The organism is Curvibacter sp. AEP1-3 (assembly GCF_002163715.1).
In the GTDB taxonomy this organism is placed as follows: domain Bacteria; phylum Pseudomonadota; class Gammaproteobacteria; order Burkholderiales; family Burkholderiaceae_C; genus Allorhodoferax.
This window is the reverse complement of sequence record NZ_CP015698.1, coordinates 2,597,723-2,611,809: the sequence shown is the minus strand read 5'-3', so window position 1 is coordinate 2,611,809 and position 14,087 is coordinate 2,597,723. Positions and strand designations below refer to the sequence as shown.

General features: G+C 60.6%; 13 protein-coding genes. 10 read left to right on the top strand and 3 right to left on the bottom strand.

Annotated elements, in window-relative coordinates; genetic code table 11:
- Positions 1–91: 91 nt before the first annotated feature.
- Genes otnI through AEP_RS12130 form a run of 3 tightly spaced genes read left to right on the top strand, consistent with a single transcriptional unit; the run spans position 92 to position 2,579 of the window.
- A complete protein-coding gene (otnI, locus tag AEP_RS12140; RefSeq protein WP_087497314.1) occupies positions 92–904 on the top strand; it encodes a 2-oxo-tetronate isomerase in 813 nt (270 codons plus the stop codon).
- A 17-nt stretch (positions 905–921) separates the two neighbouring features.
- Entirely contained in the window at positions 922–1,908 is a 987-nt protein-coding gene (locus AEP_RS12135; protein ID WP_087495617.1) for an MYG1 family protein, read from the top strand.
- A complete protein-coding gene (locus AEP_RS12130; RefSeq protein ID WP_087495616.1) occupies positions 1,905–2,579 on the top strand; it encodes an Mpv17/PMP22 family protein in 675 nt (224 codons plus the stop codon). Before AEP_RS12135 ends, AEP_RS12130 begins: the two co-directional genes overlap by 4 nt.
- A 49-nt stretch (positions 2,580–2,628) precedes the next feature.
- On the opposite strand, the gene AEP_RS12125 is transcribed toward AEP_RS12130, so the two are convergent.
- Complete coding sequence (locus AEP_RS12125) at positions 2,629–3,237, bottom strand: tRNA-uridine aminocarboxypropyltransferase (protein WP_087495615.1); 609 nt, start codon at positions 3,235–3,237, stop codon at positions 2,629–2,631.
- A 133-nt stretch (positions 3,238–3,370) separates the two neighbouring features.
- On the opposite strand from AEP_RS12125, the gene AEP_RS12120 reads away from it, so the two are divergent.
- The 5 genes from AEP_RS12120 to add are packed head-to-tail and all read left to right on the top strand — an operon-like array spanning position 3,371 to position 10,660.
- Complete coding sequence (locus tag AEP_RS12120; RefSeq protein WP_157673158.1) at positions 3,371–4,333, top strand: ABC transporter substrate-binding protein; 963 nt, start codon at positions 3,371–3,373, stop codon at positions 4,331–4,333.
- Between the two features lie 5 nt (positions 4,334–4,338).
- Positions 4,339–8,205 (top strand): hybrid sensor histidine kinase/response regulator, encoded by a 3,867-nt coding sequence (locus AEP_RS12115; protein ID WP_087495613.1) that lies wholly within the window; start codon positions 4,339–4,341, stop codon positions 8,203–8,205.
- Entirely contained in the window at positions 8,195–9,358 is a 1,164-nt protein-coding gene (locus AEP_RS12110) for a response regulator (protein WP_087495612.1), read from the top strand. The genes AEP_RS12115 and AEP_RS12110 overlap by 11 nt, the downstream gene beginning before the upstream one ends.
- 30 nt (positions 9,359–9,388) lie before the next feature.
- Complete coding sequence (locus AEP_RS12105; RefSeq protein WP_087495611.1) at positions 9,389–9,604, top strand: DUF4287 domain-containing protein; 216 nt, start codon at positions 9,389–9,391, stop codon at positions 9,602–9,604.
- A 24-nt stretch (positions 9,605–9,628) separates the two neighbouring features.
- Positions 9,629–10,660, top strand: coding sequence for an adenosine deaminase (gene add / locus AEP_RS12100; protein WP_087495610.1), 1,032 nt, complete (start codon positions 9,629–9,631; stop codon positions 10,658–10,660).
- On the opposite strand, the gene yghU is transcribed toward add, so the two are convergent.
- Positions 10,657–11,514: a glutathione-dependent disulfide-bond oxidoreductase gene (gene yghU, locus AEP_RS12095; RefSeq protein ID WP_087495609.1), complete on the bottom strand. Its 858-nt coding sequence runs from the start codon at positions 11,512–11,514 to the stop codon at positions 10,657–10,659. The genes add and yghU overlap by 4 nt on opposite strands.
- Positions 11,515–11,593: 79 nt before the next feature.
- Complete coding sequence (locus AEP_RS12090) at positions 11,594–12,058, bottom strand: DUF2127 domain-containing protein (RefSeq protein WP_087495608.1); 465 nt, start codon at positions 12,056–12,058, stop codon at positions 11,594–11,596.
- Positions 12,059–12,165: 107 nt separating this feature from the next.
- On the opposite strand from AEP_RS12090, the gene AEP_RS12085 reads away from it, so the two are divergent.
- Entirely contained in the window at positions 12,166–12,510 is a 345-nt protein-coding gene (locus tag AEP_RS12085; protein WP_087495607.1) for a DMT family protein, read from the top strand.
- A 207-nt stretch (positions 12,511–12,717) separates the two neighbouring features.
- Positions 12,718–13,992 (top strand): tetratricopeptide repeat protein, encoded by a 1,275-nt coding sequence (locus tag AEP_RS12080; RefSeq protein ID WP_087495606.1) that lies wholly within the window; start codon positions 12,718–12,720, stop codon positions 13,990–13,992.
- Positions 13,993–14,087 lie beyond the last annotated feature (95 nt).

The window sequence follows — 14,087 nt, the reverse complement described above, 5'->3', positions numbered from 1 at the left end:
GTCCTTAAGAAAAGAAAGGTTGTTCTGGCTGCCATCCTAGCCGCTTGATGTGACCTTGCGCCAGCGGGCGGACCAGTACACTTTCACGGCCATGCCCCGATTTGCCGCCAATCTTTCCCTGCTGTACAACGAGCACCCCTTTCTGGACCGTTTTGGCGCCGCTGCGCAAGACGGTTTTCAGGGCGTCGAGTTTTTGTTTCCTTATGCGTTTGCGGCGGCGGACATTGCGGCACAGCTCCAAGCCCATGGCCTGCAACAAGTGTTGATGAACGCCCCGCCGGGTGACTGGGATGCAGGCGAACGCGGCATTGGCTGCCTGCCGGGCCGTGAGGCAGAGTTCCGCACGGGGTTTGCCAGCGCACTGGAGTACGCGCGGGTTCTGGATTGCCCACGCATCCATGTGCTGGCAGGCCTGGTGCCACCGGGCGCAGACCCGGTGGAGCTGGAGGCTGTCTACACCAGCAACTTGTTGTGGGCTGCTGGTCAAGCCGCCGCGGCGGGCAAGCAGGTGTTGATCGAGCCCATCAACACGCGCGACTTCCCGGGTTACTTCTTGCAGCGTCAGGACCAGGCCCATGCCATCGTGCAGGCCGTGGGTGCGCCCAACTTGAAAGTGCAGTTTGACCTCTACCACTGCCAGATTATGGAAGGCGATGTGGCCACCAAAATCCGCCACTACCTGCCGACCGGACGCGTTGGCCACTTTCAGATTGCCGGTGTACCGGGCCGCCATGAGCCGGATTTGGGCGAGCTGAACTACCCTTATCTGCTGGATGTGATTGACGAAGTGTCTGCTGCCTGCGGCTGGGATGGCTGGGTGGGCTGCGAGTACCGCCCCCGGCGCGGTGTGGAGCCCGGCGCTACGCGCGAGGGCTTGGGCTGGCTACAACGCCGATCAGGGTAAGTCCCTAAAATCGGTGGATGACTGAAACCACCACTACCCTGATCGCCACCCACAGTGGCACCTTCCATGCTGACGACGTATTCGGCGTGGGCATTTTGATGGGGGTGTTTCCCTCGCACCGCCTGATCCGCACCCGCAAACAAGAGTTGATTGACACCGCCGATTTCGTGGTCGATGTGGGCGGCGTGTGGGACGCTGCCAAGGGCCGCTTTGACCATCACCAGCGTGGCTTTGACGGTGCCCGCCCAGCCACCGAGGTCGAAGGCGCCCTCGTGCCCGGTGTGGGCTATGCAAGTGCGGGCCTGGTGTGGTCTGCGTTTGGCACGGCCTACGTGCAAGCCTGGTGCAAGGGCCAGGGCCATGCTTTGGACGAAGCCGCCGTGGCGGAAGTGGTGCGCTCCATCGACCATTCGCTGGTGCAGTACCTCGACATCGTGGACACCGGGCAGGGCGATGTGTCGCCCGGCATCTTCGGCCTCTCCAGCCTGATAGCGCAACTCAACACCCACTGGCTGGAAGAAAAGGGACTGGACCACGCAGCCAAGGCCCAGCTGCTGGAAACCCGCTTCCGCGAAGCGATCGCGATCACCCGCAAGTTCCTGGACCATGTCATCAGCAAAAAGGTGGCCCAGCTGCGCGCCATGGACACCGTGCGCCAGGCGCCGCGCCTGTTGGGTGGCCGGGTGCTGCACTTGCAAGAAGGTGGCATGCCCTGGACGCACGTGGTGCTGAACGAAATGCCTGAAGTGATGTTCGTTATCTATCCCGACTCCGATGGCGATCAATACCAGATCAAAACCGTACCTGTCGAAGCCGGCTCATTCACTGCCCGCATGGACTTGCCAAAGAGCTGGGCCGGATTGCGCGATGGCGAGTTGGCTGCGGTCAACGGCGTGCTTGATAGCGTGTTCTGCCACCTCAACCTGTTCATCGGCGGCGCGCGCAGCTTTGAAGGCGCGGTGAAGATGGCCGAACTGGCCCTGGCGGACGTAGCCGCCGCATGACGGCGCGGTCTACAACTTCCGCTCTGCAACAAGTTCGCGCGGCCATCCGCGCCAACGCGCTGCCGGGCGTGCTGCTCTGGTGCGGCTTGGCGGTGCTCTTGTTGGCTTATGCCACCGTGCCCTCATTTCAGCAGGGCCTGACCCGTTGGGGCGACGTCAAACAGGCCTGGGGCCTCACCTTCGCGTTCGTGTCGTATGTGGTTTTTGCCGTGCTGGTGCCCGAGGGGCTGAGCGTGGCCCTGGGCCGTCAGGCCTGGACGCGAAAGACCACCATGGACGTGCTCTATGCCGCGCTGGTGTTCGGCACTATCGGTCTGACGGTGGATATTCTGTATGGCGTGCAGGTGCATCTGTTCGGCGAGCAGAGCGATGCCATCACCTTGGTCAAAAAAATGCTGTTTGACCAATTTGTGTATTCGCCGGTGTCCAACTACCTCATCGTCGCGTTGTTTGCCTGGCGCGAAGGCGGTTTCACCCTCAAGACGCTGCGGCATCTGTTCTCTGCCGACTTTCTGGCCCACCAGTACCTGCCGGTGCTGATTGCCATGTGGTGCGTCTGGATACCCGGGGTGATGGTGATTTACTTCATGCCTACCGAACTCCAGTTTCCGGTGGCGTCGCTCATTCTTGTGTTCTGGATTTTGATTTTCAAGTTCGTTCGCAAGGGCTAAATGCTATAAATTTGATAGCTGCTCGCGCAAATTTCATAAGCGCCAGCAGCTATTTTTGTATGTAATTCATCTGCCCGGCCACGAACGCATCAAAAGCTGCCAGCAGCGGCTGCCAGCGTTCTGTGTTGCGCTCCAGTTGCGCCATGGCCGCACAGGTGGCCTCCAGGGTCGAGAGCTGGCCCGGTGCATGGGCCTTGCGGATCACGTAGCGGCCGGTCGGCACCTCGTTCAGCGCCAGACGCGGTAAGCGCTGCAGGCCCGGGCTCAAGTGCAGCATCTTGCGGCTCTTGCGCCAGGTGGCGTCCAGCACCACCAATCGCAGTGTCCCGGTGTGCACCAGCTGCGCGGGTTCCAGCAAGGCGGGTGCTGCATGCCCCTCATACGCGGTGGGGGGGTAGAGCAGCACGGTGGTGCGCGGTCCGGGCAGCAAGGCCTGCAATGCAGCATCATCAAATGCCTCGCCCACCACGATGCGGCTGCCCGGCACGCTCAGGTGCAAGAGGCGCGCGCTGTTTTTGGCATGGTGCACCTCCAGCGGGTGCTGCAGGATCAGCAGCTCGCAAGCGCTCGCTGTGGGCACAACCAAATGGCACAGGCAGGTGGCTTGCGGGCGCAGGCAAAGCGCGCAAACAGGGCGGCGTACAAGGGGTGCGTTCATAGGGGGGCTGGCGGATCGTACAGAAATTGATCTAGGTCACTTGTTGCCGCGACAGACCCTCACGTACACTGGCTCGAATCTACTTTACGAATGCCAAGCGATGTTGCCCCAGACCTTGGAGTCGCACTCCGCCATGTTGCACAGCCTTGGCCGCCGCCGCTGGTTGGCCGGTGGCATGGCTTTGGGGCTGGCACCTTTGCTGCCGGCGTGTAGCAAGCCTGTGCCGGTGATGCGGGTGGGCTCTATCGTGTTCCCTGGATACGAATTGATGTTCATGGCCCGGGAGCGTGGCCTCATCGACAGCCGCAAGGTCCGCCTGATCGAGATGCTGGCCAACACGGACACCCTGCGCGCCCTGGCTGCCGGCCAACTTGAGGGCGCAGCCCTGACCCTTGACGAGATGATGAGCGCCCGCGCCGATGGCGTGGACTTGCGCGTGGTGATGGTGATCGACATTTCCCAAGGCGCCGATGTGGTCATGGCCCGCCGTGGTGTCACCCTGGACAACTTGGGGGGCAAGCGCATTGCGGTCGAGGAGGGCGCCATGGGCGCCGTCATGCTCAGCTCACTGCTGCACGCCGCGCAATTGCGTGTGGAAGAAGTCAAGAAGGTGGCAATGACCCTGGACAGCAGCCTGAAGGTTTTCAGCTCGGGCAAGGTCGACGCGATTGTCACGGCCGAGCCTTGGGCCACCAAACTGGAGGCCCAAGGCGCCCAACGCATTTTTGACAGCTCCCGCATCCCCGGACGCATCACCGATGTGCTGGCGGTGCGTGCCGATGTTCTTGACACCCAGGCAGATGCCATTCGGGCGCTTGTTGCCGCCCATTTTGAAGCCCGGCAATTCTTTATCGCCCAACCGGCACAGGCCTCTATCCACATGGCGGCCCGATTACAAACGCCTGTTGAAGAAGTGCCCGCCTCATTGCGGGGGCTGCAGCTTCCGGATGCAGCGGAAAACCGGCGCCTCCTGGAAGAGGGTGGCAACTTTCACCGTACTGCCCTGGAGCTCCAGCGCGTGATGTTTGAGGCCGGGCTGCTGCGCAAGCAGTCCGGGCCGGATGAGCTGGTGGACACCCGTTACCTCCCGGCCTGAGCCCCATGACCGGCCACCGCTTTTCCCTTCGCTTTGCCTTGCCCCTGGGCTTGGCCTTGGCGGTGGTGGCGATGTTGCTGGTGTCCTTTTCCATCGGCATCTTGAATGACCGTGCCGCTGTCATGGAGCATCAGACGGACGACGCGATTCTGATCGCAGAGCACATGGCCCGTACGGCAGAGCGGGGCCTGACGAATCAGCGCGAGCAGGTGGCGGCCGACCTCGCGGTGGCATCCACGGACCGTGCGGTGGTGGCCATGGTGGTGATTGACGCAGACGGCAAGGTAGAGCTGGCGCATCGCCTGGGCTGGACGGGCCAGCACGTGAGCAAGGTCATCCCCGGTTTTGACATGGTCCGCTTCAAACGCGTTTCCTGGGGAAACCTGCCGGATGTCGAGGTCTCGGAGTCCCTCGCGCGGATCACTGTACTCACCCAGTACAACCTGCCAGTAGGCGATGCCGAGCTACGCAGCTCCCGCCATGGCGCCATCTATCTGGAGTACGACATTCAGCCGGACTTTGATCTGGTGCTCTGGCATGCGCAGAACCGCTTGTGGCCGCAGCTCGCCATTGCGCTCGTGCTGATCGTGGCCTTGTCCAGCGTCCTGAAACGATTTGTCATCCGGCCCATACGCCAATTGGAAAAGGCTGCTGCGCAGTTCACCTTGGGTGGAAGCCCCCGGGAAGCGCTACTTGAAAAAGGTCCGCGGGAGGTTCAGCGTCTGTCGCACAGCTTTAACGCGATGCTGCAGCGTGTGGTCTCTGCCCAGCAGAAGGTGGCTTCCAGCCAGGCGCGTATGGAAGGCATCGTCGATGCCGCCATGGACGCCATCATTACCGTGGATCGCCTGCACCGCATCGTGGTGATGAACCGGGCGGCCCTGGATTTGTTCGGTTACGAGTTGGAAGAAGTGCTCGGCAAGTCCGTCGAGATGTTGATTCCCCATGACACCAGGCACCACCATGGCGGTGACATGGAGGCGTTTGCCATGACGGGCGTGACCCGTCGTCGCATGAGCGGGCAGTCGGTCGTTCACGGCTTGCGCAAAGACGGTACGGAATTCCCGGCAGAGGCATCTATTTCCCACTTGGTGCTTGACGGGCAGGACCTGCTGACCGTCATCATGCGGGATGTGACAGACCGCCTGCGCGCAGAGCAGGAGATCCGCACCCTCAACACGAGCCTGGAAGACCAGGTGGCGCAGCGCACCGCCCGTCTGGAAAGCACGATGCTGGCGCTATCCGACGAAAAGCAAAAGCTCTCTCTCGCGCACGCCGAGCAACGCGCCATTTTTGAGATGGCCACTGTGGGCATTGTGCTCATGGTGAACCGGGTAGTGGTGCAGTGCAACCGCAACCTGGAAGAACTGTTCGGCTATGCACCCGGCGAGCTGCTGGGACAGCCCACCCGTTGCTGGTATGCGAGCGAGGAAAGCTATGAGGCCATGGGGCGGGATGTGCAGGCACTGAAGGATGGCGGTCGCCTTCAGAACACCGAGATGCAGATGGTGCGCAAAGACGGCACGCTGTTTTGGGCGCGGGTGTCGGCCCGGGTGTTTGATACGCCGGACCACCGGAACGCCGTGCTGGGCGTGCTGGAGGACATCACACCGTCGTACGAGGCGCGCCAGGCCATTGAGCACGCCCACCAGCAGGCGGAAGAAGCCAACCGCGCCAAAAGCAGCTTCCTGGCCAACATGAGCCATGAAATCCGCACGCCCATGAACGCCATCATGGGCATGTCGTATCTGGTTCAGAAAACTGAGCTCAACGAGCGGCAGCGCGGCTACCTGAACAAGATCCAGTCATCCAGCCAGCACTTGCTGGGCATCATCAACGACATCCTCGATTACTCGAAGATTGAGGCCGGCAAACTGGGTATTGAGCACATCGAATTCGAGCTGGACAAAGTGCTGGACAACCTGGCTGGGTTGGTCGGCGACAAGGCCGCTTCCAAGGGGCTGGAGCTGGTATTTGATGTGGACAAGCAAGTACCCCTGCAGCTGGTGGGTGACCCGTTGCGCCTGGGGCAGATTCTGGTGAACTACGCCAACAACGCCGTGAAGTTCACGGAGCGGGGCGAGATCGACATACGAGTGCGGGTGCAGGACGAAAGCGCCTCGCATGTGATGCTGCACTTTGCGGTGCGTGACACCGGCATCGGCATCAGTGAAGAGCAGAAGTCGGTGTTGTTCCAGAGTTTCCAGCAAGCTGATGCCTCTACCACCCGCAAGTTCGGTGGCACCGGTCTGGGGTTGGCGATCTCGCGGCAGTTGGCCCAGATGATGGAGGGCGAGGTCGGTGTGGACAGCACCTTCGGCCAGGGCAGTACCTTCTGGTTCACGGCACGGCTGCAAAAGGGCATCAGTACCGGCAGGGCCCGGGTGCTGCGCAGCGAGCTCTACGGAAAGCGGGTGCTGGTGGTGGACGACAACGACAGTGCGCGCACGCTTTTGCAGACCATGTTGCAGGACCTGAATCTGGTCGCTGAGGCTGTGGATGCAGGGCCCGCAGCATTGGATGCGGTTTATAAGTCCGCGCAAGCGGGCCAGCCCTTTGAAATTGTGTTTCTGGACTGGCAGATGCCCGGCATGAGCGGGGTCGAGTTGGCACAGCGCCTGCTGGCTCTGCCGCTGGAGGTGACGCCACGCCTGGTACTGGTCACTGGTTACGGGCGTGAAGAGGTGTTGAGCAGCGCGGAGGCTGCCGGGATCCAAACCGTGCTGGTCAAGCCGGTCAGTGCATCCATGCTGTTTGACAGTGTGGTCCGCGAGCTCAGTGGTGCACCCGCACCGGTCCAGGCCTTTGGTGCTATGCCCCCTGATGAGGGGCTTGCCCGTTTGCGCGGTGCCCGCGTATTGCTGGTGGAAGACAACGAACTGAATCAGGAAGTCGCGACCGAGTTGTTACAGGGTGTCGGTGTGGAGGTTGCTGTGGCCCACAACGGACAAGAGGCGGTGGAGCAGGTGCAAGCGGGCCGGTTCGATTTGGTGCTGATGGACATCCAAATGCCGGTGATGGACGGCTTGACCGCCACACGCATCCTCCGGCGCAATGAGGCGTTATCCGGCTTGCCCATCATCGCGATGACGGCCAACGCCATGGCGTCGGACCGCGAGGCGTGCCTAGCGGCGGGCATGAACGACCACCTGGCCAAGCCTATTGAACCGGAGCACTTGTTTGCCAGCTTGTTGCATTGGCTGGCGGGGCGCACGCCCGCACCGTTGGCCGGGCAAGCAACTGCAGCCGCCACCCACGAAGTGAGCACGCTGCAACTGCCCGTGGTGGAGGGGCTGGACACACGGGCCGGCCTGCGCCGCGTCATGGGCAAACGGGCGGTGTACCTGTCCTTGCTGCACAAGTTTGTACAGGGCCAGGGCGATGTCATTCCACAGCTTCAACAAGCGCTGGACCGGGGTGACGCGGCGCAGCTACAGCGACTAGCCCATACGCTCAAGTCGGTGGCAGGCAATATCGGGCTTGGCGGCGTGCAGCAACGTGCGGCGGATCTGGAACTGGCTGCATCAGGTCAGAACCCCGGAACGCAGAAAGCCGCGCTGGAAGCCTTGGCATCGATACTGGTACCGCAGTGGAAGGCCTTGCAAGCCGCGTTGGCGCTTGAACGGCCTGTCGAACCGGTGGATGAGGCGGTGGATCCTGTCAGACTCCACCATGTTTGCACACGCCTGCGCAGCCTGCTCGAAGATGACGATATGGAAGTGATTGAGCTGGTCAGAGACAACGAGGTCTTGCTGCGTGCGGCTTGTGCCACCCGGTTCGATGAGCTTCAGGCCCGCATCCACCAATTTGACTTTGAGGCTGCTGCAGCTATCGTGCGGGACGCGATGGAAGGAAACGCCCATGTCAGATAAACCCGCTGCGCTGCCATACCGCCCCACTGTGCTGGTGGTGGATGACACCCCCGAGAACCTGCTGCTCATGCAGTCTCTGCTGCGGGATGATTACAAAGTCAAAGGCGCCAACAACGGTGAGCGCGCGCTCAAGATCGTGGCGGGCGAAGCCCCACCGGATTTGATTCTGCTCGACATCATGATGCCCGGCATGGACGGCTACGAGGTGTGCCGCCGCATCAAGGCAGACCCCAAGGCGCGACATATTCCGGTGATCTTTCTGACCGCAAAATCCCAGACGGAGGATGAAGCCTTCGGTTTGTCACTGGGCGCTGCGGACTACATCACCAAACCTATCAGCCCACCCATTGTGCTGGCCCGGGTGCGCAACCAGTTGGCGGTCAAAGCGTCGGCAGATTTTCTGCGTGACCAGAACGAGTTTCTGGAGTCTGAGGTCAGCAAACGCACGCATGAGGTATCTGCCATTCAGGATGTGACCATTCTGGCCATGGCTTCTCTGGCGGAAACGCGTGACTCGGACACTGGCAACCACATCCGCCGCACCCAGCATTACGTGCAATCCCTGGCGCGCAAGTTGGCAGAGCATCCCAAGTTCAGCACCTACCTCACGCCGGCCACGATTGCCATGCTCTACAAATCTGCGCCCCTGCATGACATCGGCAAGGTGGGTATTCCGGACCGCATTCTGCTCAAGCCCGGCAAGCTCACCCCTGAAGAGTTTGAAGTCATGAAAACCCACACCACCCTGGGCCGCGATGCCATTGCCCATGCCGAACGGGAGCTGGGTACCGAGGTGGCTTTCCTCACCATGGCCAAGGAAATCGCGTACGGCCACCAGGAGAAGTGGGACGGTAGCGGTTATCCGCAAGGCCTGGCGGGCGATGCCATTCCCGTGTCAGCCCGACTGATGGCGATTGCCGATGTGTATGACGCACTCATCAGCCGCCGTGTGTACAAAGAGCCCATGCCGCACTCGCAGGCCGTAGACATCATCGCCCGCGGACGCGCGAGCCATTTCGATCCCGACATGGTGGATGCCTTCCTGGCCATTCAAGATCAATTTCTTGCCATCGCCACTACTTACAGCGATAGCGCGGACGACCTTCAACTCAAGGCAAACTATGCGGATGTGGCCGGTTTGCCCTATCGCTAAGACCACGCACCCTGCTTCGAGGAATCCGATATGCCTGCTCCCGACAAAGTCAAAGGCCCAGCGTCCTACTTTCCGTCTATCGAGATAACCTACGGCCAGCCCATGGCGCACTGGTTTGCACTGGTGCAACAACAGCAAGGCAAAAAGCACATGGAAATTGTGGCGTGGCTCAAGGCCGAGCACGGACTGGGGCACGGCCATGCCAATGCCATCGTGGCGCATTGTTTGGCGGCCGGCAAAGCCTGATCGGCGGCAGCGCCAGATCGCACGATGACATCGCTCCGCGCCCCTGAACATGCCCGCCTCAAGGCTTTGCCCAAGGCCGAAATCCATCTGCACCTGGAAGGTTGTTTTGAGGCCAGCTTGATCGCCCAATGGGCACGAGCAGAGGGCGTGACGCTGCCCCGGCCGCAAGAGGATTTGTTCAAGTTCTCGGGGCTGGCGGACTTTCTGGGTTTCTTGGATCTGGCCTGTGGACTCGCCCGCACGCAAGACCGCCTGGTGGAGCTGAGCTACGGCCTGAGTCAGCGGCTGGCGGCCAACGGCACCGGTTATGCCGATGTGATCTTCAACCCCACCCACTGGCACTCTTGGCATGGCCGACTGGGCGCCATGCTCGATGCCATTCACGCGGGCTTCACCGCGGCTGAGCAGGATGGCCTGCCGGGTGTGGGCCTGTGCGTCAGCCTGCTGCGCACGCAAACGGCAGACCAAGCCATCGAGCTGGTGGACACCCTGGTGGCCTTGCGCCACCCGCGCGTGGTGGCGCTCTCGGTCGATGGCAACGAAGCTGCCGCCGGCCGCACCGGCCCCCGGTTTGCCGAGGCCTTCCGCAAGGCGGGTGCCGCAGGCTTGCGCCGCACCGTGCATGCCGGTGAGTCCAGCGGGCCTGAGGGCGTGCGTGATGCGGTGGAGCTGCTGGGCGCGGACCGCATAGACCACGGTGTGCGCGCCATTGAAGACCCTGCATTGGTGCAGCTGCTCGCAGAAAAGCAGATCCCGTTGGGGGTCTGCCCCACCTCCAACCTGGTGCTGGGTGTGTATCCGTCGATAGACCTTCACCCGATTGAGCGCCTGCGCCAAGCGGGCGTGCCGGTGTCACTCAATACCGATGACCCTGCGCTGCTGGGTGCCAGCTTGGTGGGCGAGTACGCGCTGTGCCGGCACACCTTTGGCTGGACCGATGCAGTTACCGCCACAGTGGCGCGCACGTCTATCGCGGCCAGCTTTGCCAATGCCGACCTGAAAGCCATCTTGCTCAGCCAGTTGAATGGCTGGCAAGCCGGGGACGCAGGGCTCTAGGCCAAGGTCTTGCCGTCGAAGTCGCTGGCGTCGTGGCGCTCGCGCACTTGCTCTGAAGGTTCGCCGGTCACCTTGTTCACCATGCGGCCGCGCTTCACGGCCGGGCGGGCGTGGAGCTGGTCTGCCCAGCGCATCACGTGTTGGTACTCGTGCACGCTCAAGAACTCGGCAGCGCCGTAAGCCCAGCCCTTGACCAGCCCGCCGTACCAGGGGAAGACCGCCATGTCTGCAATGGTGTACGCGCTGCCCGCCAGGTATTCGTGGTCGGCCAGGCGCCGGTCCAGCACATCGAGTTCGCGCTTCACTTCCATGGCGAAGCGGTCTATGGCGTATTCGATCTTGGTGGGCGCGTAGGCATAAAAGTGCCCGAAACCGCCACCCAGGTAGGGCGCACTGCCCATCTGCCAGAAGAGCCAGTTCAGCGTCTCGGTGCGGCCTGCAATGTCTTTGGGCACAAAGGCGCCGAACTTTTCAGCCAGGTACAGCAGGATGGAGCCCGACTCAAACACGCGCAAGGGCTCGGGCCCGCTGCGGTCCAGCAAGGCGGGGATCTTGGAGTTGGGGTTCACGTCCACAAAGCCGGAGCCGAACTGGTCGCCATCGCGGATGTTGATCAGCCACGCGTCGTACTCGGCACCCGTGTGGCCGAGGGCCAGCAGCTCTTCGAGCAGGATGGTCACTTTGACGCCATTGGGCGTGCCCAACGAATACAGCTGCAGCGCGTGCTTTCCCACAGGCAATTCTTTGTTATGCGTGGGGCCGGCAATCGGGCGGTTGATGCTGGCGAACGCGCCGCCATTGTCTTTGTCCCAGGTCCAAACTTTGGGAGGCACGTAGGGGGAGGAGTCGGTCATGTGGGGTTCCGGAAATGTCGGGTTGCTATCGCATTCCATGATATTCGTGAAACCCAACGCTTGCCGCAGCAGGGATGCTTCAGGTCGGGGCGCGAGCGCTTCGCCGACGTCGGAGCCGGACCACCATGTAGGCCACGACTGCGACATTCACCCCCAGAATGACCACGTTCATGACGGTGGGGTGCACCACCAGATGGCTCAGCTCCAGCGGAACATACACCGCGCCAGAAACTGCCGCCAGCCACTCTGCCCAGACCCTTTCGCGCCACAGGCCGTAGCCCTCGGTCAGCCGCAGGGCCGCGTAGGCCCACGCAAGCAGCACCACCAGCCGGATATCGGCGTTCTGTAGCGCGCGGATGTCGTCCAGCAGCATGCGTGGAAAGTGCGACTCCGGGTCCACATGGAAGTGCCCCAATAGCGCGTAAGCCAAGGCTTGCACGTCGTGGTGCGCCAGGCTCAAGAGCCCCACGCTCGCAGCGAGAGCAGCCATCCCCTTCAGCACTTCAAACAGGGCGATGGACAGCAAGGCTTTGTTGTTCACCATACCCAGCCCGCGCAGGGGCCTGCAAGGCGACGGACAGGGGAGGGGTGGTGCATGGCAAGGGTCGGTGGTGTGATCTGTTTATTTGCCTTACTCAGAGACAATGCCGCATGAGCACATTTCTTCTCCTCGTTGCGTCCAATGTATTCATGACGTTTGCTTGGTACGGCCATCTCAAATTCGGCCACGACTGGCCGCTGTGGCGCGTGATTCTGGTGTCTTGGGGCATCGCGTTTTTTGAGTACTGCCTTGCGGTACCGGCTAACCGCTTGGGCTACGGCGTGTTCTCTGGCTTTCAGCTCAAGATCCTCCAAGAGGTCGTGACACTTAGCGTCTTCGTCGGCTTTGCGGTGCTGGTGCTGAAAGAGAAGTTTGCCTGGAACTATGTAGCCGCGTTTGTATGCCTGGGGGGCGCTGCGTTCTTTGCGTTTGCATTCAAGGCACCGACAGCTTGAGCTCGGATTAGACGCCGCTTCTTTCGATGGAAAAGTTGATTGAACTTGACTTGAACGATTGCTTGATAGTTTTGTGAATGCGAATTTGCGTCAGTTTGCTGTCTGTACTGGCAACCTCTATTGATGTTTAGTCAAAAGGCGGGCGCAAAGAATGAGGCGTTTTCTTAAGATTATTCGCGGCAACGTTAACTAAGAGGGTATCCATAAATGAATGATGGGAAAGCAGCAAAGACAACACTGAGACTCAAATTAATTGCGTTACTGCTCTTGAGTTATGGAGGGTTTAGCGTTGCAGAGGATGCCAGCGCCCTGAAGACTTGCCCTACCCCAGAGATGCTGTTCCTAATGGCAAATACTGGCGATAGTGCCGCTCAGTTCGTTGTGGGGCTGAGGCAATCTCAGGGCCCTAACCTCTATATGAGAGACGCTGTTCAGATGTTGCAACGCAGTGCAGAGCAAGGACACCGGGGCGCCCAATTGAGGCTGGGCGTTTTGCTCTTTGATGGAGTTGGTGTTGACAAAGACCCGATCAACGCCGGCAAGTGGCTTTTGAGCGCGGCTGAGCAAGGGAGTGTTGAGGCGCAAGCTCGCCTTCAATTGATGTACACGGAAGGTATTGGAGTTCCTAAAGATCGATATGAGGCATCGAACTGGAGATTTCGAACACTCTCCAATCGAGAAAAAACATTAACTTCCATCGCAGCGGCAGGGAGCTCGCTACCAGCCACTCAAGGTCGCGCGACGATTGCAGATTACTTGCCGTTTGCAGAAGCCGGAAGTGCTTTGGCGCAGTATCAAATGGGTCGGCTGTATTTCGACGCTCCTTATGGTGAGCGTGATGAGGAGCTTGGCCTTAAATGGATGACTAGGGCTGCCCGACAAGGTCACACTCGGGCAATGATGGACGTGGGCAAGATTTTGGCATTGGGTGCAAAGGGTATAGAGCCAGATCAAGATCGCGCTGTGCAATGGTTTCGAAGCTCGGCTAAGCAGGATTTTCGACGAGCGACCGTTGAGATGGTGAACGTTTCATTTTTGATAGGCACCGGCCTTCCGACCGAAGCTCGTGAGGCCAAAATGTTCTCGTGGACGATGCACATAGCGGAACTGGGGTCGGACGATGCTCAGTTTCGATTAGGACACATGTTCGCGAGTGCGAAAGGTGTGCCGCAAGACTACGGTCAGGCAGCACACTGGTACCAACGTGCTGCTGAACAGGGAAATGTTGAAGCTCAATACGAGCTTGCCCGCCTTTATGTGGACGGATTGGGCGTCACTCGCAATGTCAATACAGCCTATTTCTGGTGGACTTTAGCTTCAAGAGGGGGGAGAAAAGGTGGTGCTTTGGCAGCTCCTGAATTTTGGACGGATAAGCTTGTACAAGATATTCCTAAGATCGAGGAAGAGGTCAACAGGTGGAAACCAAATGTGCGGCAAGCCACTCTCCCAAGCGTGTCTAAGCTGGAAATGCTATGTCTCTAAATTCCATTGCAGATCCGCTAATTGCTATCGAATGGATAGCTGCTTGCGCAATGAATACGGGCACTAGAGGCCGATTTGCCCCTAGCGCCCGTGAG